General features: G+C 57.3%; 20 protein-coding genes, 1 tRNA gene and 3 pseudogenes. 12 read left to right on the forward strand and 12 right to left on the reverse strand.

Annotated features, from left to right (window positions below; genetic code table 11):
- Window positions 1-113: 113 nt before the first annotated feature.
- The 7 genes from RD1_RS14055 to RD1_RS20985 are packed head-to-tail and all read left to right on the forward strand — an operon-like array spanning window position 114 to window position 5,086.
- A complete protein-coding gene (locus RD1_RS14055) occupies window positions 114-389 on the forward strand; it encodes an STAS domain-containing protein (protein ID WP_044033158.1) in 276 nt (91 codons plus the stop codon).
- A complete protein-coding gene (locus RD1_RS14060; protein WP_011569186.1) occupies window positions 386-751 on the forward strand; it encodes a response regulator in 366 nt (121 codons plus the stop codon). Before RD1_RS14055 ends, RD1_RS14060 begins: the two co-directional genes overlap by 4 nt.
- A 9-nt stretch (window positions 752-760) precedes the next feature.
- Window positions 761-3,004: a chemotaxis protein CheA gene (locus RD1_RS14065; protein WP_050759091.1), complete on the forward strand. Its 2,244-nt coding sequence runs from the start codon at window positions 761-763 to the stop codon at window positions 3,002-3,004.
- Entirely contained in the window at window positions 3,001-3,459 is a 459-nt protein-coding gene (locus RD1_RS14070) for a chemotaxis protein CheW (RefSeq protein ID WP_011569188.1), read from the forward strand. The genes RD1_RS14065 and RD1_RS14070 overlap by 4 nt, the downstream gene beginning before the upstream one ends.
- Window positions 3,459-4,343 carry a CheR family methyltransferase gene (locus RD1_RS14075; RefSeq protein ID WP_011569189.1) on the forward strand — a complete coding sequence of 295 codons (885 nt, stop codon included), beginning with the start codon at window positions 3,459-3,461 and terminating at the stop codon, window positions 4,341-4,343. The genes RD1_RS14070 and RD1_RS14075 overlap by 1 nt, the downstream gene beginning before the upstream one ends.
- Window positions 4,334-4,720, forward strand: coding sequence for a response regulator (locus tag RD1_RS14080; protein WP_011569190.1), 387 nt, complete (start codon window positions 4,334-4,336; stop codon window positions 4,718-4,720). Before RD1_RS14075 ends, RD1_RS14080 begins: the two co-directional genes overlap by 10 nt.
- A complete protein-coding gene (locus RD1_RS20985) occupies window positions 4,721-5,086 on the forward strand; it encodes a hypothetical protein (protein WP_143090245.1) in 366 nt (121 codons plus the stop codon).
- 51 nt (window positions 5,087-5,137) lie between these two features.
- Here RD1_RS20985 and RD1_RS14090 read toward each other — a convergent pair.
- A pseudogene (locus RD1_RS14090) lies at window positions 5,138-5,374 on the reverse strand (integrase core domain-containing protein); the annotation flags it as partial.
- On the opposite strand from RD1_RS14090, the pseudogene RD1_RS14095 reads away from it, so the two are divergent.
- Window positions 5,373-6,170, forward strand: a pseudogene (locus RD1_RS14095) (IS3 family transposase); the annotation flags it as partial. The pseudogenes RD1_RS14090 and RD1_RS14095 sit on opposite strands and share 2 nt — an antisense overlap.
- Window positions 6,171-6,183: 13 nt before the next feature.
- On the opposite strand, the gene RD1_RS21330 reads toward RD1_RS14095, so the two are convergent.
- The 4 genes and pseudogenes from RD1_RS21330 to RD1_RS14110 form a co-directional block, all read right to left on the reverse strand.
- Window positions 6,184-6,330, reverse strand: coding sequence for a hypothetical protein (locus RD1_RS21330; RefSeq protein WP_245897292.1), 147 nt, complete (start codon window positions 6,328-6,330; stop codon window positions 6,184-6,186).
- A gap of 193 nt (window positions 6,331-6,523) precedes the next feature.
- A pseudogene (locus tag RD1_RS21455) lies at window positions 6,524-6,676 on the reverse strand (IS3 family transposase); the annotation flags it as partial.
- A gap of 74 nt (window positions 6,677-6,750) precedes the next feature.
- Window positions 6,751-6,924, reverse strand: coding sequence for an IS3 family transposase (locus RD1_RS20860; RefSeq protein WP_011569193.1), 174 nt, complete (start codon window positions 6,922-6,924; stop codon window positions 6,751-6,753).
- 114 nt (window positions 6,925-7,038) lie between these two features.
- On the reverse strand, window positions 7,039-15,039 hold the full coding sequence (locus tag RD1_RS14110; protein WP_011569194.1) for an Ig-like domain-containing protein: 8,001 nt from the start codon (window positions 15,037-15,039) through the stop codon (window positions 7,039-7,041).
- A 734-nt stretch (window positions 15,040-15,773) separates the two neighbouring features.
- Here RD1_RS14110 and RD1_RS14115 point away from each other — a divergent pair.
- Together RD1_RS14115 and RD1_RS14120 are read left to right on the forward strand one after the other, a co-directional pair.
- A tRNA-Ser gene (locus tag RD1_RS14115) sits at window positions 15,774-15,863 on the forward strand.
- A 279-nt stretch (window positions 15,864-16,142) separates the two neighbouring features.
- Window positions 16,143-17,504, forward strand: a complete 1,362-nt coding sequence (locus tag RD1_RS14120) for a site-specific integrase (protein ID WP_245897294.1) — start codon at window positions 16,143-16,145, stop codon at window positions 17,502-17,504.
- Here the strand turns inward: RD1_RS14120 and RD1_RS14125 are convergent.
- A complete protein-coding gene (locus RD1_RS14125; protein WP_011569197.1) occupies window positions 17,501-17,767 on the reverse strand; it encodes a helix-turn-helix domain-containing protein in 267 nt (88 codons plus the stop codon). The genes RD1_RS14120 and RD1_RS14125 overlap by 4 nt on opposite strands.
- Window positions 17,768-17,891: 124 nt before the next feature.
- On the opposite strand from RD1_RS14125, the gene RD1_RS20990 reads away from it, so the two are divergent.
- On the forward strand, window positions 17,892-18,329 hold the full coding sequence (locus RD1_RS20990) for a hypothetical protein (protein ID WP_074958666.1): 438 nt from the start codon (window positions 17,892-17,894) through the stop codon (window positions 18,327-18,329).
- Window positions 18,330-18,338: 9 nt separating this feature from the next.
- The gene (locus RD1_RS14130) at window positions 18,339-18,701 is read left to right on the forward strand and encodes a hypothetical protein (protein WP_011569199.1); all 363 of its coding nucleotides are present in this window, start codon (window positions 18,339-18,341) and stop codon (window positions 18,699-18,701) included.
- Between the two features lie 1,041 nt (window positions 18,702-19,742).
- On the opposite strand, the gene RD1_RS14135 is transcribed toward RD1_RS14130, so the two are convergent.
- From RD1_RS14135 to rhaS, 6 genes are read right to left on the reverse strand one after another with little or no spacing between them, the layout of a single operon-like run.
- Entirely contained in the window at window positions 19,743-21,113 is a 1,371-nt protein-coding gene (locus RD1_RS14135; RefSeq protein ID WP_011569202.1) for an FGGY-family carbohydrate kinase, read from the reverse strand.
- Window positions 21,110-21,427 (reverse strand): L-rhamnose mutarotase, encoded by a 318-nt coding sequence (locus RD1_RS14140; RefSeq protein WP_011569203.1) that lies wholly within the window; start codon window positions 21,425-21,427, stop codon window positions 21,110-21,112. The genes RD1_RS14135 and RD1_RS14140 overlap by 4 nt, the downstream gene beginning before the upstream one ends.
- Entirely contained in the window at window positions 21,424-22,425 is a 1,002-nt protein-coding gene (locus RD1_RS14145) for an ABC transporter permease (RefSeq protein ID WP_011569204.1), read from the reverse strand. The genes RD1_RS14140 and RD1_RS14145 overlap by 4 nt, the downstream gene beginning before the upstream one ends.
- Window positions 22,422-23,402 (reverse strand): ABC transporter permease, encoded by a 981-nt coding sequence (locus RD1_RS14150; RefSeq protein WP_044033162.1) that lies wholly within the window; start codon window positions 23,400-23,402, stop codon window positions 22,422-22,424. Before RD1_RS14150 ends, RD1_RS14145 begins: the two co-directional genes overlap by 4 nt.
- Entirely contained in the window at window positions 23,399-24,934 is a 1,536-nt protein-coding gene (locus tag RD1_RS14155; RefSeq protein WP_011569206.1) for a sugar ABC transporter ATP-binding protein, read from the reverse strand. The genes RD1_RS14150 and RD1_RS14155 overlap by 4 nt, the downstream gene beginning before the upstream one ends.
- A 49-nt stretch (window positions 24,935-24,983) precedes the next feature.
- Window positions 24,984-25,976 carry a rhamnose ABC transporter substrate-binding protein gene (gene rhaS / locus RD1_RS14160; protein WP_011569207.1) on the reverse strand — a complete coding sequence of 331 codons (993 nt, stop codon included), beginning with the start codon at window positions 25,974-25,976 and terminating at the stop codon, window positions 24,984-24,986.

Genomic DNA, 25,976 nt, shown 5'->3' on the forward strand with positions numbered 1-25,976 from the left:
GCTAGTAACGCCGTTTTAACGGACTGGCCTCTAAAACGAAGGACATATCAGAAATGCGCTAATTTGGAGACCGGTATGTACATGTCGAAAACCAGCACGATTGCGGGGATAGAATGAGCGAACCAATTGTTTTAGGTCCCAAATTGGATCTGGCCGCAGCATCCGGTCTGACCGCAACCCTACGCGATTGCAAGGACAAGGAGGTCGTCCTCGACCTCACCGAGGTTAAGCACTTTGGGGCTCTATGCATGCAGGCGATGATATCCGCCGCCGTGACTGCGCAATCTGAAGATCGCAAAATTACCATCACCAACGCGTCAGATCGGGTGCTCGATCAGATGCGCGTGATGGGTATGACACCAGAATCCATCACAAGGGGGCGTCCATGACACTCGAAATTCTTGCCGTAGACGACAGTCGCACGATGCGTGACATGATCCGTTTGGCCCTCGTACCCGCGGGCTTCACTGTCCATACCGCTGACGACGGCATCCACGGCATTGAGGTGCTCGAAGGGCTTGAGCCCGATGCGATTATCACCGACATCAACATGCCGCGCATGGACGGTTTCGGTTTCATTGACGCCGTACGCGAACAAGACAAACACCGCGCCACGCCCATCCTCGTGCTGACGACTGAGGCTGCACCTGAGCTGAAGGCGCGCGCGCGCGGTGCTGGTGCCACCGGATGGATCGTGAAGCCGTTTGACCCCAACAAGCTGGTCAAAGCGCTCCAAATGGTTGCCGGGTAAGAGGCTGAAATGACTGATTCAAATGATCCTATGGCGGAAATCCGAGCGTCTTTCTTCATTGAATGCGAAGAACTACTGGAAGCGCTGCAGGATGGTCTCGAAGCTCTCAATGACGGCGCGGGTGATCCTGAAACCATCAACGTTGTGTTCAGAGCGGTTCACTCCATCAAAGGCGGTGCCGGGGCATTTGGTCTGGAAGCGCTTGTCCGATTTGCGCATCGGTTCGAGACGGTGCTTGATGAAATCCGAGCTGGGCGCATGGTCGCGGATGCGAATGCGCTCAAATTGTTTTTTCAATGCTCGGATCATCTCTCTGATCTCGTGCGCATCAGCCGTGACGCCGGCACGCTTCCGGAGGATGAAACCTCCAAGCTCCTTGCACTGTTGGATGAGTTGCTAGGCGAAAACGGCGCGATACCCGAAGAAGAGGAAGTCGAAGAGGAAATTGACTTTCAACCTGCCGCTTTATCGTTTGATCTCGATTTGGGTGATGCCGATGAGGGGGATGCTCTCGACCTGTTGCCGCCGTTGACTTTTGATGAAGACGAAGGCCCAAGAAGCTCCAGATATGAGATTACATTTAAACCGGAGAATGAGCTTTACGAAACAGGAAACGAACCTTTTCAAATCCTGCGCGCACTGGATGAAATGGGTGAGTGTAAAGTTACGTGCAAAACGGATCAGGTACCTGAACTGGCGAGCCTCGCCCCCGAAAATGCATATCTGTCATGGCACATTGAGCTTACAACGGATGTTGAAGAAGCTGAAATCTCGGCAGCATTTGAATTTGTAGAGGGACTTTGTCTCTTGGACATCAAGAGTGTCGACGATGAAGACACGCAGGAAGAACAGAACGGCTCTGAAGACAGCACCGCCGACGCGGACCCGATCAGTGAATTGACCACACCGGCTGCCAAGGTGGAAGAAGTTTCGGAACCCGACCCCATTGCGGAACTCTCCAAACCAGCCCCAGAAGCAACAGAAAAGGTCGTGGCACCACAGAAAGCCGAACAGAAAACACCCACCCCGGCTGCACCGGCGAAATCAGTCGTTCGAGTGGATCTCGACAGAATTGAACGTTTGGTGAACCTTGTTGGCGAATTGGTAATCAATCAGGCGATGCTCTCGCAGAGCCTTGAAAGCTCGGGGTTATCTCCGCACTCAGACGCAATGAACGGGCTGGAAGAGTTTCAGCGACTGACCCGTGACATCCAGGACAGCGTGATGATGATCCGCGCGCAGCCGGTTAAATCCCTCTTTCAACGCATGTCGAGAATCGTTCGAGAGTCATCGGCCGCCGTTGATAAAGACGTCCGCCTTGTCACCAATGGCGAGGGAACCGAAGTCGATAAGACAGTTATCGAGCGTCTGGCCGATCCTCTTACGCATATGATCAGGAATGCAGTTGATCATGGCCTGGAGACAACAGACGCGAGGCTTGCGGCTGGCAAACCAGCCCAAGGCCAGGTTAAACTTACGGCTGCACACAGATCCGGACGGGTGGTGATAGAAGTTGCCGATGATGGGGCTGGCATTAACCGCCCAAAGGTTTTGCAAATTGCTATCGACAAAGGGTTGATCCCCAAAGACGCATCGTTGTCTGAAAGTGAAATTGACAACTTGCTGTTCCTGCCGGGGTTTTCGACGGCGTCAGTTGTGTCAGACCTTTCAGGTCGTGGCGTGGGGATGGACGTTGTACGAACCGCGATTCAAGCTCTGGGCGGCCGCATCACGATTTCGTCGACACCGGGTTCAGGCACTACTTTTTCAATATCTTTGCCACTTACTCTGGCCGTCTTGGACGGAATGGTTGTTCAGGTTGCAGATGAGACCCTTGTCCTCCCCCTGAATGTGGTGATTGAAACGCTAACACTCAGTAATGATGATGTTGAGATGGTCCGCCCCGGCGCAAACGTTGTCAGGGTAAGAAGTGGCTTTGTGCCTCTTTTCGATCTAGGCGAAGAACTGGGATACCGGGGCCCCATTGATGACTACGAAGGGTCAGTCGTCCTTTTGATCGCACATGAAGACGAAAGCCGCGCTGCTCTCATAATCGATAGCATACAGGACCAGAGACAAGTCGTCATCAAGGGTTTGGATGACAGCTTCTATCGCGCCCCTGGGATAGCCGCCGCTACTATTCTCGGAGATGGCCAGATCGCTCTGATTTTGGACACGTCAGACATTATCACAAACGCAATCGGCTCAAACATATCTGGGCATAGTTCTACTGTATCAGGAGCAACATCATGAGTGAAAAAGATACGCCGGAGACTCTGGAACTCCTGACGTTCCAGCTCGCAGACCAAGAATACTCCCTGGATATCATGTCTGTAAGAGAAATTCGCGGTTGGACCAGAACAACACCCTTACCTCATGCTCCCAGCTATATGAAGGGAGTGATAAACCTGCGTGGTACAGTACTACCTGTCATGGATTTAGCGCAACGATTGGGCCTAAGCCCGAGGGAGCACACTGATCGAAACGTCATTATCGTCGTGAACCACGAGGAAAGCATGACCGGACTGCTTGTTGACGCCGTTTCTGACATCATTGCGTTGACGGTTGATGACTTACAGCCTCCCCCGGAAATGCAACCGAGCGCGAGCCAAAATGTGGTCAGCGCGCTCACTTTGATAAACGAGAGAATGATACGTGTCTTGGACTTGTCCACAATCGTTTCAAAAGAACAAAGCAGTGCTGCATAATGGTCGAAAAGATGGAAAGCGCTGGTTTAGATGAGGCCAGTTTCAAGTCTATCGCAGAACTTGCTTACAAGGAGAGTGGCCTGCAGCTTGTCGCGGAAAAAATGTCGATGATACAGTCGCGGCTACGACATCGCCTTAAGGCAGTTGGCATCGACACCTTCCCAAGTTATGCACAATTTGTTTGTTCAGAAAGTGGCGTTTCGGAGCGGCGCGAGATGATTTCCGCCTTAACAACAAACGTTTCACACTTTTTCCGTGAACAGCATCACTTTGACATCCTGCAAGATAAGATTTTACCAGCAAAGATCGATTATCTACGTCAGGGTGGTCGTTTTAGAGTTTGGTCTGCCGGATGCTCAAACGGGCAGGAAGCGTATTCAATTGTTATGGCTACTCTTGATCGTTATCCAGAAATAGCGGAGCTCGACTTTAGAGTACTTGCAACAGACATTGATCAAAAGGTCGTGGACTTCGCATCTAAAGGAGTATACCCGCAAAGGCTGTTGTCTGGAGTGAGCCCGGACAGATTAAAAAAGTACTTCACTGAGTGTAAAAACGACAGTGAACCATCTTTTCAGGCCAAGAGCTCGATCAAATCAAGAGTGACTTTTAAGGAACTCAACTTGTTGTCTGATTGGCCCATGAAGCGGCAAATGGATGTTATTTTCTGTCGAAACGTGATCATCTATTTTGATGCAGTCACGCAAAACTCGCTTTGGCCGCGGTTCAAAAATCAACTAAAGCCAGACGGATATCTCTTTTTAGGTCATTCCGAGCGCATTTCAGACCCGGACTTAGCAGGTTTCGCGAACCAAGGCCCAACAACCTATCGACACAAAAAAGCACACGAAGAGTTAGCGCGTGAGGAAAACAAATGTCTCTAAGGGATCAGATTCGAATTTTGGTTGTGGATGATATGTCGACCAGTCGCGGGCTTATTACGCAAGCTTTGGATGCTTTTGGCGTGCGAAACGTAACCACGGCCGAAAATGGTCGCGATGCCCTGAAGTCTATAACGACACATCCTGTCCACTTGGTCATATCTGATTACAACATGCCTGAAATGGACGGACTGCAGTTATTGCATCAACTGCGCGGCTCTCCAAAAACAAAAGGTGTGGGCTTCATACTTATTACAGGTCGCGCGGAACAACAAATCATCGATCACGGGAAAAAACTCGGGATGAACAATTATCTTAAAAAACCTTTTGAACCAAGCGGTTTACGAAACTGTATCGAGGCAGTCGTCGGGAGACTGTAAATGGAGTACACACCGCACCCAATAGAGGTATCAACAGTTTTACGAAGACTATGCAATCATCTGGATTTCTTGGCAGCCAGGGTTTTTGAAGTAGAAGAAGAACTTGGAAACATGCTGATCGATAAAGAAAACAGCGAAGGAGTATCCATAACTAGGATTCAGTCGCTGGACTTCACACGCCAGTCTCTGGAGGATTGCGCTATTCTCCTCCAACTGCTCGCGCAGCAAACAACTCATGCACCGATCCAAATTTCCAATGATGCGGTCGCCTCAACAAATCTGAAGTTGAGTTCGACCAAGTCGATATTAGGAACTTCTCGTAAAGCCACCGAGATCGATACTAGCGGTAATGTGGATATTTTTTGATTGAGCTGCCTCCCGGTGTTTGGACTGACCCAGCCCCCTGATCCGGGCCGTTTAGGTGTAGAATGCGTTCATGTTTCTTTCTGTTGATTTGGTTGTGGTCAAGGACTGCTGAGCGGAGCTTTTGCGGAGCTCAAGCGAGGCAGGCTTGCTTGCACGGTTGAGATTGGCGTAGACGGCCGGGGCCAGCCCGCCGAGTAATGTGTATGGTCGTTCTGTGTTGTAGCCGGTCCTCCAGTTTTCGATGATTTTCCGGGCTTCGGCGAGATTGCCGAAGATGTGTTCGTTCAAAGGCTACAATCGACGTCGCGCTTGTACGTTGGCGGGGATTGATCCGCGTTTGTACCGACGGACGTCGAAGCGTCCAGTGGACATAGCGCTGCGTACAAGGGTGAAGCAACTTGCTTCTGAGCGGCGCCGGTTCGGCTATCGACGGCTGCACATCCTGCTAAAGCGAGAGGGCGGGGAGGTGAACTGGAAGAAGCTGTACCTGCTCCACCGCGAAGAAGGGTTAACCGTTCGTAAATGGGGCGGTCGCAAGCGTGCTGTCGGGACGCGGGCGCTCATGGCAATCCCGCAGGGCCCAAACCAACGGTGGTCGCTCGACTTCATGTTGGACGCGCATGAAGACGGGCGGCGGTACAGGGTGCTGAATGTCATCGACGACTTCAGCCAGGAATGCCTGGCCGCCGTAGTCGACACATCCATTGACGGTGCGCATGTCGCCCGTGAGCTGGACCGGATCGCCGAGTTGCGAGGCTATCCATGCCTTGTGGTCAGCGACAACGGGGCGGAGCTGACCTCGAACGTGATGCTCAAATGGCAAGAGGATCGCAAGGTCGACTGGCACTATATCGCACCCGGAAAGCCCATGCAGAACGGCCTGGTGGAAAGCTTCAACGCACGGATGAGCGAGGAGTGCCTGAACGAGCACCTGTTCCCGTCTCTGCGCCATGCCCGCCACATGATTGCGGCAAGGCGCGCCGGCTACAATCACCAACGCCCACATTCAAGCCTCGACGGGCTCACCCCGTGGGAGTACCACCAACGGTCAAGAGAGGACCAAAACCTGAACAGAGCTAACTAAAAAACGCGAACTCTCAGGGGGGCAGGTCACTGACATTTACCGTGGGCATCCGGCGTACCTGAATAATCTGATCCAGCTCGCGTGTCTGCCGCGCGCCAGACAGTGACGTGTCGGGCACAAGCACCAAACACTCCCGGCTGCAATCGTCCATGATGGCCACAACACGGAACCTCCGGCCATCCATTGCCCGGCAGTCGTTTGCGTCGCAAAGGATGAGACGGTCTGAAGGCGGCTGAAACGAAGCCCGGCCTCCACCGCTGATGGATCGTCTCTGGCAGACCCATCGGGCGGCGCGCGCCCCTTTTGCGCACCTGAAGCCCTGCTTCGCGATGTAGTCGCCGCAGCTTCTTCTGGTTCATGTGGATGCCTTGACGCTCCAGCATAATATCAATGCGCCGATAACCGACACGCCGACGTTCCGCGGCAACCTCCTTCATCGCTTTGCGCAGGTCAGCATCATAGGGTGGAATGCGATGTCGCACACTCGAGCGATCTGCCTCCCGCATATCGCATGCCCGCCGTTGGCTGACCCCAGACTGATCACACAGATGAACCACAGCTTTGCGTCTTTCGGCGGGCGTCACCACTTTCGCGAGGCGACATTTTTCAGCATCGCGTTGTCGGGCATCTGCTCTGCGAGCAGCTTCTTCCACCTGGTGTTCTCATCCTCAAGCGACTTCAGCTTACGGGCCTCCGACACATCCATCCCGCCGAACTCCGACTTGTAGAACGTCGCTGTTCCACTCTCGGTCATTGCTGGGCGATAACCTGCCGGTCAAAGGGTGCCATGTTCGCGGCAAACCTCGCCCATCGGGACGGATCCTACTCAAAAGTGAACGAGCCTTAAGGCCTCAGGTCACTGCCGCCTCTAGACAATAAAATCACCCGCAAAGTAGTCACTGGCTGTCGTCGTGGCGCCGTCGTTTATACGGACGGCCAGGTCGATGCTATTGTCATCATCCACAAGGCCGTAGAGCCGCGTTTGGGTGCCGAAGTCCTCCACCCACAACGCGCCTGCACCTGCAGCAAAGCCCTCTGCCGTGCTCAGCGCCCCGAGGAAGACAAAGGACTGCATCCCCGCCACTGCGATGTTGGCGTCAATCATCGACACGTCGATCAGATCACCGCCCCGCACGCCGACACCCTCAAAACCGTCGATCAGATCGGCACTGCCAAAGGCGGAATCCGACGCCTCTGCAAAGACAAACGTATCGTTCTGGGCCTGACCGCGCAGGATGTCCTGCCCGCTGCCACCGTTCAGCACGTCCTTGCCGTTACCCCCTTCGAGCGTGTCATTGCCCGTGCCACCATCAAGGCTGTCAAAACCATCGCCGCCGCGCAGAATGTCATTCCCCGCCTCGCCGAAGAGCGCATCCACCTGCGTGTTGCCGTTCAACACGTCATCGCCCGCACCACCATAGAGCACATCGTCATTGAACGAGCCAAACATCAGATCGTCGCCGTCACCACCCCACAGGGTGTCATCACCGCCGCCGCCGCGCAGTTCATCTGCACCGTCACCGCCGTCCAGAACATCGCCGTCCAGACCACCGATCAGCATATCGTCTCCGCTGCCGCCGTTGATGATGTCACTGCCGCCGTTACCGCCGAGCATATCGTCACCGACACCGCCGTTGATGATGTCTTCGTCATTGCCACCAAAGACCGTGTCGTCGCCCGCGCCGCCTTCGATCACATCATTGCCCGCACCACCGCGCAAAATGTCATTGCCAGCCTCACCGTTGATCTCGTCGTTGCCATCGCTTCCGATCAACTCGTCATCGCCCGCGCCGCCATCCAGCGTGTCATCCCCGGCCTTGCCGAAGAGGATGTCATCGCCCGCACCACCTTCGATCGCATCGTTGCCGTCGCCGCCATTCAGCCTGTCGTTGCCAGAGCCGCCCGACAGGGTGTCATCCCCCTCAAGGCCGAGGATACGGTCCTTGCCCCCAAAGCCAAAGAGCTGGTCATTGCCATCATGGCCAATCACCGTGTCGTCGGTGCCCAAACCGCCCAGTGCAATCGGGTCGCCCTGATCGTCAAAGAAGACATCCGGCCGTGTGGTGTCAAACACGATGGCCGCCTGACTGGCGGGGTTTATGATGCGCACCACCTGCGTGACCGCGGGCGATGCGAGGCTGCTGCCGTCCTGCGTTGCACGCACGCTGAAGCGGTCCTCGACGAAATCCGCCCCGGCAAAATCAACCACGCCATCCTGACGGTATACGAAAGAGCCATCGGCGTTCAGGGTCAGCGCGCCGAGGGTCGGCGCCTGTTCGACGCTCAGGGTAAAGGGATCATCCTCCGCATCGGCCACATTCAGTGTTGCCTCCAGCACACCATTGGGCGAGATCGGATACAACAGGCGCGCAACTTCGGGCGCGTCGTCTACCGGCGTGATCTCGATGGTGATCGTTTGGCTCGCGCGGCCATCACGCTCTGCCGGCGCGTCGTCGGTCCCGGTGGTCTGGCTCAATTCGCGCAGACCAAGGCCCGTATCAACCTCATAGGCGACCGCACCGACCGACCCTGTCGCATTTTCCGCAGGTCGGTAGGACAGGCCGGCAAGTTCCTCCACCGTCAGCGTGTCGCCCACCGTCACCGCAACGGGCATGGGCATCGTCACCCCGAGGGCAAGAAAACCCGGATCAGGCCGCATGACAAACAAAGTGCCGCTGTCAGGCGCCTGGGTAAGCGTGACGGTCAGCGGATCCCCATCCGGGCTGACCGGGGCTGTGATGTTCAGCGATACACCGTCCAGCGGCGCGACACTGGGCAGGGTCGCAATGCGCGCATCCTCCGGTTCAGGTGGATTGACGCGTTCAAAGACCAGTTGATCCACCACGCCGCCAAAGAGCTGTCCCGGGATGACCTGCAAGGCGGCCAGCTCCTCTGCGGTCAGGACATCGCCCTCGGCGACGGGACCTGACCCCGGGAAGCCTTCCGGCAGCGCGATTTGCGCCGTCTCCGGCAGCGTATCGATCCTGTAGGTTGCCCCGGCACTGCGCTCTGCCGCAGGTACGATGATGCCCAGATCGAATGGATCGCGCGCGTCCTCGGTGATTGTCAGCGTGGTATCGGCATCCACCACCGGATCGGCGGCGTTCAGGCGAATGCGCGCGCCATCAATCTCGATGAACTCCACATTCGTCAGATCGTAAATGGCGGGGGATGCGTCGATCGCATCCAGCGCGTCCGTAAAGCTGGCCTGCCCGGTGATGTCGATCTCTCCGATCAGATCGGAGGTCCGCTGGACAGAGGTGAATGGAAAGATGAAATCCGTGAACGTGCGGCTATTGATGAACGCGGTCGTCTCGGTCGCAGCGGGTTCAGCGGCCACGGTCACAATGGCCCGGCCTGCCCCGTCAGATTGCAGGCTGACGAAGGCATCTGAGGCAAAGCGCACCGTGTCAACACCGTCACCCCCGTCGATGAAGGTGGTGCGCTGCGCCGCAGAACGCCCGGTCAGGGCCCCGTCGGGAAGTGCCGCGACGCTTACCATGTCGTCGCCCGCGCCCAGATCGATATCATGCACAACACCGGTCAGATGCACCGTGTCGGCCCCGTCGCCCAGATCGGCCACAACCGGCGTTCCGGCGCCCGCTGTCAGCACATCGTCGCCATCCCCCAGCGCGAGAGTAACCAAGGGTGTCGCAGGTGTCAGCAGCGTGTCGTGCATCGGGACGGTTTCGGTAAAGACCCGCGTTTCTGCCTGAAATGTTTCGTCGTTGCCCGGGATACCACTCGGTACCGTCACCTCGGGAAAGAAATGCGCGACGTCAAACGAAATGTTTTTCGTGCCTGTCGTCACCACCCCTGTCAGTGTCACCGTATCTGCGAAGCCCGACCCTTCAAAGCGTTCGAAACCGACCGCCGTGTCGCCCGCCGCATCGCCAGTGCCGCCGCCGCTGTTGTCCAGACGCACGCCTGCGCCGTCGCGCACAAGGTTCAGTTCGACGCCTTCGGAGGCCAGCGCATAGCTGGCCGTATCCGTGCCGCCACGCCCGTCCATGGTGTCGGCGCCGCCGCCGCCTTCGATCCGGTTGTCACGCGCATCACCGCTGATGATGTCGTTGTTCGCGGTGCCCAATACGTTCTCGATGCCAAAAAGCGTTGCATTGACGTAGGAACCGGGTGCGGTCTCATCTTCGCCCGGATTGGTGAACACCGCCGTGCCATAAACGACGCGCTCCCCGGTAAAGGTGTTGATCGTGGTGTTGGTGGGTGCTGCATCCAGATCGACGATGGCGCGCGCCTCCGGCCCGTCTGTCGGCAAAAAGTTCAGGCCCCGGTCAAACCGCAGGTCAAGCGTGTCGATGCCCGCACCGCCCCACAGGAACGAGCCCCAGTCGACGCGCGTATTCCCGGCCCCATCCACATCGCCCGTGACGGTCGCGCGCGATGCACCGGCAACCGCGTCATCCGGGTCCAGTGTCCGCAGACGTTCCAGAATGGTCGGGTTGTTCTGCGGCTCGATCGTGCCCCCCTGACGCCCGAAGACCGGCACAGCCGTGTCTCCCGGCGGGTTGGTCAGGTTCTTCAGCGCCTGCCCCTCGCCAAAGCCCAAAATGTCGTCGCCCGCCGCGGCCTCGACGTAGTCGTCCCCGCCATTGCCGTAAAACGCTTCATCCGCGGCAGACCCAAACATCTCATCATCGCGGTCGGTGCCGATGATGCCTTCAACATTGGTGAAAGTGTCGCGCGACAGCACGCGGTCGGTGGAGGACAGACTGCCGATGGAGCGGATGTCGGAGGAATAGAAGGTCGAAACAATATCGCTGGAAGAAACGCCGCTGACGTTATCGGCAATAAACGTCCGCAGAGAGTCCCGGCCTGTTCCATCCACGAAATCATTGCTGGAGGCCAGCAAGGCCGAGCGCGTGAACCCGAACTGTTCAACGGTCTGGATGTTGACGTTGCGCCAGTCCGTTTCGATGTTGAAAAGGCCACGTTCAGTATAGTTGTAGCGACCGTTGACACTCACACTGGTGAAGATCGCGTTGCTGTTGACGTCCTCTTCGATGATTTCAGCCACACCATCGGCCATGCGCACACGCAGGAATTGCTCCACCACAGCCTGATAGGTGAACGTGCCCGTGCGGTCCACATTTTCATCCCGGAAGGGCAGAATACCGCGTGGGTCACGATTGACAAAACGCACCGTGCCCGAAACCGACCCGGATGCAAGGCGCACGCCGCCCTCAAAACCGCCCAGCAGGTCAAATCCGTCGCCACCGTCAAAAGTATTGGTGCCTGACACGCGCCCCTCTTCGGCGCGCAAGAGCAGGTCGTTGCCGTCCTGCCCGAATATCGTGTCATTTCCGCCGCCCGCAACGATGCGGTCATCACCTGCGCCGCCTTCAATGATCATGCTGCGCTCGCCGCCCCGGAACAGATCGTTGAACGCCGAACCCTCGATCCGCTCGATGTCGATCAGCACGTCGCCCTGCGCCTCGCCCCGAAAGCCGAGCATCTGGGCACCGGGCACTTCGCGGATGAAAATGGAGGTGGTGCTATCGGCGTAGCTGGCCGTGTCGAGCCCTGCCCCGCCGTCCAGAACATCCGCACCCAGCCCGCCGATCAAAACGTCATTGCCCGCCTCGCCGAGCAAGATATCCGCGCCACCACGCCCGGCAAGAAAACCGTCGCCTGCACTATCCTGCAACCTGTTGGCCCCGTCATCGCCCAACAGTGTCCCGAATGTCCCTGATACGCGGGTGATGTTCTCAAAGCCTGAAAACGTCACACCATCCGGCCCGGTGCCAGCTTGCAGATCAACCACACCGCTTGCAACAAGTGTGTCCGTCCCCGCTCCGCCCAGCAGGGTCATGCCGGGTGCAAGTTGGGCAAGATCGCTGCCGTTTTGATCACCAACGATGAATCGGTCATCGCCGTCCCCAAGGTCAATGTTGAGCGCCGGTGCCGTCACCTCGCGCCGGAACAGCCCGGTCGCCTCGACCACATCATCACCTCCGAGCGTAGAGACGTCGCGCAATTCGGCCAAATCGCCGGGGCTTGCCAGATCCAACCGCAGGACATCCGCAAAATCGGTCAACCGCCAGCGCTCGACGTTGCTGACCTCTGTCACGGCGCCCAGCGTGCCATCGCTGTTGATCTCGGCGGCGGTTTCGACACCATCGTTCAACAGCACGTTGATACCTGCGCGCGCGCCCGCAGGCAGCAGGCCCTGATGCGCGCTCGTCAGCACCGCCCCGGTCAGGTCGCTGAAATCAACCGTGTCAATGCCATCGCCGCCGTCGACGGTATCGGCACCTTCACCGGGGAAAAGGGTATCATCGCCCTCAAGCCCCAGAAGCCTGTCGTCGCCCGCGAGACCGACGATGACATCGGCCTGCGCCGTGCCGCGCAGTTCGGGGTTACCCGCACTGGCGAGGATCACGTTGGCCGCTGCCAGATCGGCATTTGCCTGATCAAGTGTCTGTTGCAGCGCATCACGTTCGGCAACACGCGCGTTGAGCAAGGCATTGGCCTGCGCCACATTGGCTTGCGCCTGGTTGCGGTTGTCGGTAGCCTCCTGAAGGTCGGCCGCTGAAACGAGGCCGCGATTGAAAAGAACCTGAAACTGCGAAAGTGTTGCCTGAGCGGCAGCAAACTGGGCACCTGCCAGATTTGCCGCTTCCTGGGCGGGGGGAATTGCCGCGACAGCGGCGGCCAACAACGGTGTGGTGTCATCAATGACCACCTGCGCCGCATCGGCTTGCTGCTGCGCGGCAGCGACGGCCACAGCGTCAACATTATCGTCGTCTTCGGTGCCGACGATGGCCCCGGGCGCCAGTTCGCCCTGTGCCTCGTCTCCGCCCAGCAGAAATGACGTTGTGCGGCTGTCGGTGATCGAGAATGTCTCGTCAAACAGCGTGATCAGATCCGCGTTAAACAGTGGGATCGTCTCGTCAAAGAGCGGCCCCACGCCCAGATCCAGACCCACGCCGACCGAAAACGGCCCCAGATCGACGCTGGCGTTGAACCCGGCCTCGAATTCCAGCCCCGACAGCAGCAGCGACAGATCGAATTCCAGCCCCGTGGTGCTGCGCACAATCGGGCGCGCCTCGGTCTCGACCTCCACGAATATCTGCTCGCCACCATAGATCACATTGAGCGCCGACAGATCGCTCAGGAAATCCGTTTCCGTCAGCCCGGCGGGCGCTTCGACATCCACCAGGCGAAAGACGGTCGAATCCGGATCAAATGCCACCGGAATGACTTCGGTTGTCTCCGGCCCGTTGATCTGGCTGCTGATGATATAGCCGAATTGCACGCCCGTCAGATCAAGGTCGACGTTCTGATTTGCGCCCAGTTGCGGCGCGGATTCGATGATCGGGGCGTTGCCCAGGGCATCCAACGGCTCGAATGGCCCGCCGTCACGACTGATGCCAAGCACAGCCGATACACCGCCCACATCCCCGGTAAAGGCCCCGGGGATCGCGCGTTCAAGGTCCACAAACAATTCGATATCGCGGGCCACCTGTGTGGATTGCGCCGCCAGTTCCGATAGCCGCTGTGCCACCGCGTCGCTGGTGAAGGAGCCGGAGGCATCAAACAGAAGCTGCTTTTTCGTCTGCGCGACCTGCACCGCGACCGCATCGCCCTTCTCGCCCTCTGGCGTGGCTTCGAAGAACGACACTTTGGTGGCGATCTCGGGCGTCAGCTCGAATTCCTGCGCCAGCGGGAAGGCAGCGCGCAGTTCCACATCGAGCAAGTTGTAGTAGAAATCAATGGCCAGTTCGAAGGGGCTGGCGTCCTCATCGGTCTCGCCGTTGTTGCTGTTGAAAAGCTCCCAGCCCAGTTCAAGCGGCGGAAAGGCACCGCCGGTCGCAAGTGTCGTCAGCCCATCCAGATCGAGAACGAGCGCCGCCAGATCATCCTTGTTGCCCCTGCCCGTGGCGTCATCCTCGATCACGCCGTTGACGACGCGTTTGCCGGGATCCGCCACATAGACCCCGTCAACTTCCTTGGACGCAACATTGATGTTGGGGACAAACAATTCGATCCGGCCGATGTCGATCTCGGGGCGTTCGGGCACGCGGCCTGTCGGCTGATCGCCCGTGACGCCGGTACTGGCATCGGCACGGTCCTCCGGCAGCGTCGTGTCGAAAAAGGCGTTCAGCGGCACCGAAATGCCCCGGAACTCACCATTCGCATTTTCAATCGGCTCCAGCCCCAGCAGGCTGATGATGTTCTGTGTGCCGACGCCCAGCACATTGAGCGGATCAGCGCCCCCTTCATCATCCAAACGCGCCGTGTCCACGGAAATCAGCGGAATCGACGTGGAGGCATTGAAATCAACCGGCGTGAAGGTCGTGTTCGACCCCAGAATACCAACCTCCGCCCCGAGGACCACATCCAGTTCGTTAATGAGGTTCATCTCGAAGATCAGGCTGGGAAACCGGGTCTGAAACCCTGTCTCAGCACTGGCACCGGGATTGAAAGTTGTGTCGAAAAACAGATCAATCAGATCACCCGAGGCGATATCTGGCGCGAGTGTCGGATAGGCCACGACAAGGTCATAGGGCAGAACCGCCGCGATCTGGCCCGGTGTGATCAGGTCCGGATCCTCCGGGTCATCCGCGCCTTTTTCAAGCCCTGCAGTAATCTCAAGCCCCATGCGTGCGCCAAGCTCACCAAACAGACGGGCTGTGAGCACCTCCGTCTCGCCAAGAAACGGCAAATCCATGACCACAGGGCCGCCCACGCTGAAGGGGGTTGTGCGCAACTCGTCCCCGCCAATGCCAAAGAACATCGGTTCAATCGGGTCCCCCCCCGCGCCGGGGCCAAACTGGCTGTCCTTGGGTGTGAAAGTTACGGTGGTGGCGACGACGTTGTAATTGCTGCCGAAATACGAAATGGCCATTAATCTGTCTCCATCCGGGTGTTCCAGTCCGAGAACGGTTTCTCGGAAAGACCAGCCCGGGTTTTTAAAAGGCTATGCATGAACCACCAAGGTGGATCATCACGATAAATTTTATTTTAATTTGGGCTTTACGGTATTTAGACGCTGACACTGCGTCAACTGATTTAGCCTGTTTTCAGCGGCCGTTAGGCCCGAAATAGCGGCTTTGAGGGTCATATTCTAGCCCTGCGCGAACCCTGAACCGCCAAGTCGCGCAAGGGCATTAGCGACGTATAAACCGCGTCGTTGATCCCGTGCCAGATGGCCCGGTTGAAAAACCTTCAACTCAGGACCCCGCCTTGGGTCTTCACCACAAAGCGGCTCTGTGCAAGCGAGACGAAACCAAGCGCAATTTCACCATGAACGGTGCCAACGTAAGGAGATCCAAAGTTCTCCGTCATCGCAAACAATGCCGCAAAACCCGCCCTGCAAACGTGGATCTGGACACCTGCCGCACGGCCAAAAGAGACCCATAGGCGTTATTTTGCGGTTGATCGGAGCAAGCGGCAGCAGACGGTGCAGGCTTCTTCATCCAAGAGCACTGAAACCCACACCCGAGCGAGACACTGCCCGAACCGCCCCCCGAAAGAGATAAGTCGTTTTTTATCATAAGGTTGTGTTATCAGGCGCGACACAAGGAAAAAGTGCCAATTTCACCTTGTGTTACAGGTAGCCACGCGGCTATACCCGTCAGCGGAGACGTGGCCGAGTGGTCGAAGGCGCTCCCCTGCTAAGGGAGTAGGCCCGGAAGGGTCTCGAGGGTTCGAATCCCTTCGTCTCCGCCATAATACGCTAAAACAATGACTTAGGTCTTGGACAGGCAAGTGCGACACAGAGTGGAGCATATGCCCATGAAACTGTCCGCCTACCTCTCGCCGTCGCGCCACGGGGTCTACTACTTCCGCTGGCCACTCCCTCAGGCTGAGGAACAAAAGCGCCGCACTGTCAGAATATCCTTGCGCACCAAGTGCCCAGATCGGGCTGGCGATCTTGCCCGTCATCTTGCATCCTGTGGCAGATTGATACGCGAGAACAAAACTTTGGCTAGGCTCAGACAAGATGAGATGCGGGACATCGTGCGGAGTTACTTTGCAGCTTCGCTGGATCGTTATGTGGAGCGTTTGAACGACACCGGGTTGCCTGAGCGGTCCCTTGATGCCCTGCGCCAAGAGCTAGACGTCCACGAGGACGCCATAGGCGGTTTTGACGACCTGTCGGACCTTTACCTTGACACAGGCACCTTGGACAGCTTCCGGGCCTCAGCGGGCCTTACAGAGGCTCAGTGGGCCGAAAATGAGCCAGCCCTGCGCCAAGAAATGCGCAAGGCCCGCCGGGATCAGATCAAAGCCATTCTAAGCGCCGCTGAGAGCCTTGAAGGCTATTCCTTCACCAAACCATGCCAGACTGCGCCAAGGCCACCACAGGCCCGCTCCGCGTCTCTGGGAGAGGCAATCGAAGACTTCATGGCTGAGCCGCAATGGTCCGACCATATGGCCGCAAAAGCAAGAGCCTTCTTGTCTGTGCTTTTGGAGTATTTCGGGCCTGATCGCAGGATGGCGGACATAACGCGCCATGACGCTGCCGAAGTCAAAAAGGTGGTGCAGTCCTTGCCGATCAATCGGAAAACCAAGACTGAAACGAAAGACTTACCGCTGCTTGAGGCGATAGAAGTGCCGGGAATGAAGAAGGTATCTGTTGAGACGGTGAATAACCATATGGCCATGTTCTATCGCTTCTGGAAATGGGCGGTTACGCATGGAAAGGCGACTGAAAAGTTGTTTGAAGAGATGAAAATCACTGCGCGGAAAAAGCCGGATGATGGACGCAAGGCATTCTCGCCAGCCCAAACCAAGCGATTGTTTCAAGAACTGACTGAGAACACGTCCGGGTTTGTGAAGGAAGACGATCACAAGTGGGGTGCGCTTCTGGGTCTCTATACGGGTGCAAGACTGCGTGAGATTGCCCAGCTTGACGTCACCGACATCCGACAAGAAGGCGACATCTGGTTTATCGACATCAATGATGACGGGCCAAACAAGAGCCTCAAGACCCCTGCCGCCAAGCGCCGTGTTCCTGTCCACTCGGATTTGATCCAACTTGGCTTCCTCGATTGGGTCGCGGCAAAGCCCGAAGGACAACGCCTGTTCCTGTCCTTTAGCTACAATGCCAAGGAAGGTTATGGCCGCAACTTGGGTCGCCGGTTCAACAACGTGCTCTTGCCGGGACTGGGCATGAAGGAGGGCGGTCTGGTGTTCCACAGCTTGCGACACACGATGGTCACGCGGCTTGCACAGGCGGGTGTGCCAGAACCACTGTTTCAGGAGATTGTCGGCCACGAGCGCCAAGGCGTGGCGCAACAGGTCTATTTCAAGGAAGGGCACACGCTGGTGCAGAAACAAGAAGCCCTTGAGAAGTTTAAGGTTTAGGGGCGTTGTCCTTCGCCGTGCAAGCCGCCTGCAAGTGCGGTGATAGTCTGGTGTGCCACGTCAATACTATCGCAAGCCATCATCCACTTGGCGAACTCGATCACGTCCAGCCTTCGTTCCTGCGTCTCGACCTTGGCAACAAAGGACTGTGGCTTGTCCAATCGCTCTGCCAAGTCAGCTTGGGTCAGACCTGCATCAAGGCGCACCTGCCTGAGCCGCTGGCACAGGTAAACATGTTCAGGTGTGCGAAGTGTCTTGGTCAAGTGACTGCCTGTTGATCGAATGCAGGCAGTCGGGTAATCCCAAGTCAGGATAATACCATTTCAGGATAATCGTGGCGTCACTCAGGTCGCCGTTTTGTTTGGATTTTTGTGGAAAGGAAGACCTATGCTGAAACGACTGCTATGCTTGTCCTTGCTAGGGCAGGCAGCCTGCTCGACAACTGCGAACCTCTATCCCGTGTCAGGGCCGATGAGCCAACAAAGCCCTGTGCCGACGCTGGTTGCCACGGTTGATGGCATCACCGGAAATACCGGGGGCTTTTCCTTTTCTATGCCAACTGGGGCAGTCTGCACCGGCAAGTGGTCATCCGTTGCACCTCAGTCTGCGAGCGTAACAACAGGGTCGCTTTTCTCGCAGTTCGGTTCAGTAGCTGGCTATTCAACCACAGTCGGAAATGTTCCGGGTGTCAACAAAGGGCAAGCGTTCGCGACATGTTCAGACAATACAAGGTTTGACGTGGAGTTTTTCACAGGCAGCGGTACAGCCAATGGCTATGGAATAGCTAAGGACACAAATGGCAATGTTTACAAAATGCTGTTCTAAGGCGAAGCGATGAATATCACCATTCACATGTCGTTGGCGGCGCTTCTGGTGTTTGGCTTGACAGGCAAAGCGCAAGCCTACTGCCCTGAACCCAGCTATTGGCGCGGCATTTCCTTCGAAACACAAGTCGAGAGTTATCTCGAATACTTGCTGTGCCTACACAATGGACAGGTGGGAACACTCAACGAACTTTCCATACAGCAGAGTTCGATGCGATCTGAAATCGCAACTGTCTCGGACCGGTCGGATGAAGCGCTCAAACAGCTTCTCTCGATGTATGTTGAACTTGGCACAACCAATGCAGAACTCGTGGCAAAGGTTGAGATGCTGGAAGAACGATTGCAAGCCCTTGAGTTGCGCGCGCCCGAATAAACTGCACGGGACAAGATTGCGCGGCACATTTTTCCGAGCGGCCATCCGAATACTAACAAGGTTATGACTTCCCCCATGGCCCTCCTACCCAAGGGGCTGCCCCTCCTGCTTTGCGAAGCATTGATGGCTTCTTTCACGCGGTATCTGTCTGTTTTCCATGCGCTTCTCTGTCCCGCCCAGATTGCAGCGCAGCGATAGGGGGGGCCGTTCCTCACATGTAGGCAGGGATGCGTCATACTCGGCCATCACTGGGCGACACTATAGGACAGAGGGCGTGAACCCCGCGAGCCGAACGGCTCCACTCGAAGAGACGCGCCCTATCGCGCCACCTATAGGATAGAAGGTCGTCGGGCGATCCTACCCGTTCGAGGATATCCCCCTGATATCGTGGGATAAATCACTCGCCCTCACCATAGGACAAGATGCAACCCAGTATCTGTCTGGCCAGATAATCAATCTTCTTCTATATTAAATCATTTATAATCAATAACTTATAATACATATTCAAAACCGATTGCCTTCCTGCCTCATCTCAATCTTCGATGTATCCAGCTTATAAACAAACAATCCAAAACCAATATGATATCCACCTACATCCAAAAATATTTATATATTTCTGATACTTAAGATGATACCATGGACAAAACCTTATCCGGCTACCCAAAAAGATACCTTTGACTTCTCCCAAACATCCGGGCTAAACAGTGGAACACAAAGTGAGACACACAAGCAACCTTCGCTCTTGTATGTCCAGTCAAGTCAACGACTTAGATTTGTGGTGGAGCCTCCCTTCGTCTCCGCCACCATGCTTGTGTATTGAAGACCGGTTGTTGCCAAAGCACCGTTTACTTTACGCGATTAAAAAAGCATCGCCCCGGCAAACCACAAAACTTGTGTGGGGCGGGAGCGTGTGGGTTGTTCCCGCTTTTCGTATTCCTCCAGAGCGTCTGACGAAATGCCCACGCTATCAAACATCCGGTACCGCACTGAAGTCGTCGATTGCAGGCAGCGTCATGCGGTTCAGGTTTTTCGCAAGACGCTTTAGGTGATCTGCTGGTGCCACTCTTTGGCGTAGGTTCGGTAGGCTTGTGCATCCTCCTCAGAGACGTTCGTTTGTGGCAGCGGCGGTGTTCGGTCAGAGCTGAAAAGGAGTGATGCACCCATGCTTGTTCCTGTCGCGGATTGGCTATGCAGAACCGCGCGACCTGTTGCGACTGACAGCATGGATTTGAATTCCCGGTTCTGGGCAAATGGGCCTTCGACGATGGTCACGCCCCTGGCCGCTATCAGCGCAAGGCAGGTGCTCGTCATCAGTGCAAGGTAAAATGACAATGCCGCTGAACGCGGCCCGGTGCCGGGTGCGGGTTCAGGCCCGCTCCAGCGCATTTTGCGCCCCTGAAATGGCCCCGACGCGGGTTCCACGGCGGGCAGGATCATGACGGAGTCGGCCAGAACCTGCGCCACGTCCTGCGGTGTTGGTGGGCAGGGCTGACCCGCCTGAATGACTTCATGCTCCCGCCCTCCCATGAAGCGCGCGGAGGGAACGGGTTGGCCCATCGCATTCACGTTGACGAGCGTATCGCGCGTCGGGTCAAGGCCCGGCACCTTGCTTCCGACGGCCATGGCGACCACCCAGGTGCCCGTTGAGACAACCGAAAACGGGGCCTCTTGGGTCAACAGATGCGGGTACAGCGACGCGTTGGAATCGTGAATACCCACGGTGACGGGCGTATCCGCGGACAGCCCGGTGGCGGCGGCGACTTCCGGCAAGATGGACCCGAGAACATCAGCGCAATGCCGCACCGGAGCTAGCTTTTCCGCAATACCAAGCCTGTCGACCAGCGAAGAAAACCGACCCGTGACTGGTTCCCACAGGTCTGTATGGCACCCGATCGAGGTCACATCCCAGGCGAATTCCCCCGTGAGACGGTGGCCCCAGTACTGCGGATAGCCCACGATATGGCGCGTGCGATCACGCAAGCCCGGGTCTTGAGCGAATTGATAAAACAACTGCGCCCCCACATTCAGCCCGTTGGCAAGTCGCGCCGACCCGGTTTGCGCAAAAGGCGGACGGATCGCGTCATAGGCCTGCGCGATGTCAGCCGGGATCGGGTGCTCATAATCCAGCACCGGTGCCGCAAGGTCCCCTTGTGCGTCAAGCAGAACGACGCTGGCGCCGTGGGTGGAGATGGAAATCGCATCAATGCCATGTTCACCGTGCAGCACTTTGAGCGCAGCCAGCAGAAAATCCCAGTGCCCATCTGTATCGAAATGACGCCAGGGCGGGCCGGGCAATACCGTGTTGGGGCGCGTCAGCACGGCAATTTCCCGATGGTTCTGCAGATCAACAAGCGCGAGTTTTGCGTTCGTTTTCCCGATGTCAATTACGGCAATGTGGCGCGGGTTTTTCATGGCATGTGAAACACAGGCGTCAGCGGGACCGCAATGGGTGCATCATCCGGCCCCGTCTCCATGATATCGGCCATATGCGCCCACCATTTCCGCATGATCGGGTGATCGGGAAGCGCCGCCATCCCATGGTCCTGCGGGCGGATCAGCACGCCGATCAGCACATGCGTATCCGGGTCCAGATGAATGGAGTAGTCAGAGATCTTGGCGGCCCGCAGCAGATCGACCAACTCGGGCCAGATCTCATCATGGCGGCGCTGGTATTCCGCCTGCTTGCCGGGGTTGAGCCGCATCCTGAACACATAGCGTTCGCTCATGATTTGCCCCGCGATGCGAGCATGGTCCAAAGGCGCGGCAAGGCAATAACGCCAATCAACAGCAGACCGATAAAGATGGACATCACGATACCCGGCACGTTCAACAAACCAAGCCCGAAGGTGACAAGCCCCATCACGAAGGCCGCGATCACCACACCCGGGATCGACCCCGAGCCCCCCAGAATGTTGACACCACCCAGCACAACCATCGTGACGACCTCAAGCTCCATGCCCGTGGCAATACTGGGGCGGGTCGAGCCAAGCCGCGACGTCAGGCAGATCGCGGCGACACCCGACATCAGGCCAGTGAGCAGAAACAGAATGAATTTCACGCGCTGCACGCGGATGCCGCTGAACAGGGCCGCCGTGGGGTTGTTGCCGATGGCATAGACCGCGCGGCCAAAGTTCGTCTTGTGAAGCAGCACGCCATAGATCACCGCGATGATGACGAACAGCATCATCTCGACTGTAAAGACCCAATAGATGTACCCCTGCCCGAACCACGAAAAGCTTGCCGGGTAGCCGCGGAACGCATCATCGCCCAGAATGATGAAGCTGATACCGCGAAACAGGCTCATCGTGCCGATGGTGACGACGATGGAGGGCAGGCCAAGGATCGTGACGAAAAACCCGTTAAAAGCCCCACAGAGCAAACCGACCGACAGGCCGATGACGACCAGTTCCGGGGTGCCTGCGCCATATTGGGTCGCAAGCCCCATGGCGGTGCTGGCCAGCGCGATGATCGAGGCCACGGAAAGGTCAATTTCGCCCGCGATGATCAGCAAGGCCATGGCAAAGGCAATCATCGCTTTCTCGGTGAAGTTGAAGGTCGCGTCGCTGAGGTTCCATGCGTTCAGAAAGTAGGGCGAGGCAAAACTGTTCACGATGAAAATCGCGATGGCGACGGCGAGCAAAAGGGATTCCCAACTGCGCATTGTGCGGTACGCGCGGCTGTGCAGGCGATCGGGGATGTGGCGTTGTGCTGCGATATCGGTCATCGGGTCGCCTCCGCGTCCTTGAGGATGAGACGGCCTTTCTTGCGGCCGGATTGGGCGTTGAAAGCGACCGCAATCAGGATCGCGCTGCCGGAAATGGCCAGTTGCCAGAAGGGTGAGATATTGACGACGGGCAAGGCATTCTTGACGACCCCCAGAAACAGCGCGCCCAGAACCGCACCACCAACGGACCCTATGCCACCGGCGATGGAAATACCGCCAATGACACAGGCGGCCACAACTTCCAGCTCGAATCCGCCTGCGATATCGACATAGGCCACGGCATACCGCGCCACCCAAAGATACCCCGTAAGACCCGCAAGTGCGCCGGATATCACAAAGGCCTTGAACTGCGTTTTGCCGACATCAATCCCTGTATAGACCGCCGCGTGGGGGTTACCACCGACCGCAAAGATCGACCGGCCCAGAGCAGTGCGCGACATCATTACCGCAAAGACGATGACGCTCAGAACGGCACACCATGACAGAATGGGCAAACCAAGCACAGCGGCGCGTGGAAAACCCGTGAACCCTTCGCTCATCTCATGGGCGTTGACCCATTTTCCGTCCGAAATCAGGAAAATGATACCGCGAAAGATGGTCATCGTGCCCAGCGTCACGACGATGGGCGGGATCGCCAGTTTCCACACCAGCAGACCATTGATCGCCCCCATCGCACCGCCAAGGCAGATCGCGATGGCAATGATGAAAGGGATCGGCAGGCCGGGAAACGCGACGTTGATCATGGCGACGGCCATCCCCGTGAGGGCGAGGTTCGCAGCGACCGACAGATCAATACAGCGGGTGAGGATGACCACCATCTGACCCAGCGCAAGGATGATCAGCGGTGCCGTATCGTTGAACACGTTCACAAGGTTGGAGGGGGCGACAAAACCTGAAAACCGCGAGGCGATCAGGATCAGCAACACGACAATCGCCGCGGCAAGAATGGTTTCGCGCACAGGGATGAAACGGCTCATGCGGGGATGCTTTCTGGAGCGGGTGCAATGCCCGCGGCGTGGCGGACAAGGGTTTCTGGCGTCAGATCTTCGCCCTGCACCTCGGCGGCGATGCGACCCTCGCGCATCACGATCACACGATCGGACATGCCGATGACTTCGGGTATCTCGGAACTGACCATGATGACCGCGAGGCCTTGGCCTGCAAGCTCGGCCATGAACTCGTGCACCGCCGCCTTGGAGCCGATGTCGATGCCCTTGGTCGGTTCATCCAGAATGATGACCTGCGGCTGCGTGGCCAGCCACTTGGCAATGACGACTTTTTGCTGGTTGCCCCCCGACAGGTTGCCCACATCCTGATCAAGGGCGGCGGCGCGCAGATCCAGCCGCTCGGCATAGTCGCGCGCCAGTTTGAATTCTTCGGCCATGCGCAAAAAGCCCGATTGCGACGTGCGGCCAAGTGAGGGCAAGGTGATGTTCTGAAAAATCGGCAACCCGATCACCACACCCTGCTTGCCGCGATCCTCGGGGACATAGACAATCCCGTTGTTTACGGCATCCGCAGGAGAGCGGATCACGCGAATGTCCCCATTGATCTTTGTCACCCCTTTGCTGGGCCGGGTGATGCCAAAGAGCGCTTGCATCAATTCGGAGCGCCCTGCCCCGACAAGCCCGTAAAACCCGAGGATTTCACCGCGTTTCAGCGTGAACCCGATACCGGCAAATTCCGTGGGATGCGCATAGCCTGCAACTTGCAGCACCTCCTCGCCAAGCGCTGCCTGACGTTCGGGAAAGATGTGATCGACCGCCCGCCCCACCATCATTTTAACCAGCGCGTCCTGATCAATGTCACTGATCAGGCCATCGCTGACAAAGGCCCCGTCGCGAAACACCGTGTAGCGGTCAGCAATGCGGAAAATCTCGTCGAATTTATGGCTGATGAACAGGATCGCCTTTCCCTGCGCTTTCAGGGTTTCGACCAGTTCATAAAGCTCTTCGATTTCCTTGTGGGACAGCGCTGCCGTCGGCTCGTCCATGATCACAACGCGGGCATCCACCGACAAGGCGCGGGCGATGGCCACCAGATGTTTATTCGCAATGCCCAGTTCGCGCAGATAGGCACCCGTGTCGAAAGGCGCACCGATCTCGTCCAGCAGTCCGCGCGCCTTGCGGTGCATCGCTGCCTTGTCGATCAAACCCCATTTTGTGCGCGGCGCGTGACCGATGAAGATGTTTTCAGCAACCGTAAGCTCATCAAACAACACCGTTTCCTGATGGATGGCCGTGATCCCTGCGGCGGAGGCGTCATTCGGAGTGTTCAGAATAACCGGCGCGCCCGCGATCCGGATGGTGCCCCCGTCCGGCTGATAAATTCCGGTCAGGATTTTGACGGTCGTGGATTTCCCCGCCCCGTTTTCGCCCACAAGGGCCGTGACCTGCCCGGGGTAAAGATCAAGCCTGACCTGATCCAGCGCTTTGACCCCCGGAAACGTCTTGGTGATGGCATCCATGGATACCACGGGCACATCTGCAGATAGGGTGTGCTTTGACATGACGACACTCTTTTGGGGGCGTTGATAAAAGGGGCTGGTCCGGCGCAAATTAGAAAATCGACTTGAACTGCTCGATGTTGCTGGCGTCATAGACGAAGGGATCGGCCATGGCGCCTTCGTTGTTTTCATCAAGCGTCAGGCTGCCCATGCGCCCCATGGGGATTTCGGCACCGGGCGCGGCCTCAACGCCGTTCTGGCTGAGTTCATAGGCAAGCATGGTCGCGGAATACCCCAGATCAATCGGGTTCCAAATGGCGAAAGATTGCGAGGCACCCGATTCAATCGCGCCGGCCATTTCGGATGGCAGGCCAAGGCCCGTGACATTCACCTGACCGACCTTGCCCGCATCCACAACGGCTTGCGCCGCAGCCACGATCCCGACGGATGTCGGCGCGATGATGGCGTCCAGATCCGGATAGGATTGCATCAGGCCGGTCGCCTCGCGGTAGGATTTATCGGCAAGATCATCCCCGTATACCGTCGCGACAACTTCGATATCCGGATAGTTGCCCATCACCTTGTTCATCTCCTCCATCCAGATGTTCTGGTTGGTGGATGTTGTGGTCGCAGAGAGCAAGGCAACCTCGCCGCCCTCTGGCAAATGATCCGCAGCCAGTTTGATGATCATATTGCCAATCAGCGCGTTGGACGATGGGTTGAGATGCAACTGACGCCCCTCTGGCGCCACACCGGAATCCCAGCTGATCACCGTGATCCCGCGCTGCATCGCGCGCTGAAGGGCGGGCACCAAAGCGTCCGTGTCATTTGAAGACACGGCAATGGCGTCGACCTGCTGGGCAATGAGCGAATTGATGACTTCGATCTGCCCTTCGGCGGTCGTGTCAGTGGGCCCTGTGTAGATGATTTCGACATTGCCAAGTTCTTCCGCAGCCTCCTGCGCACCTTCCGCAGCCGCTTCGAAAAAGCCGATACCCAGCGCCTTGACGACCAGCGCGATGCGCACGTCCTCTGCCAGCGCGGGGCTTGCGACCATCGTTCCTGCCAATGCAACGGATGCTGCTAGTTTCTTAAGTACACTCAT

This window comes from Roseobacter denitrificans OCh 114 (assembly GCF_000014045.1).
In the GTDB taxonomy this organism is placed as follows: domain Bacteria; phylum Pseudomonadota; class Alphaproteobacteria; order Rhodobacterales; family Rhodobacteraceae; genus Roseobacter; species Roseobacter denitrificans.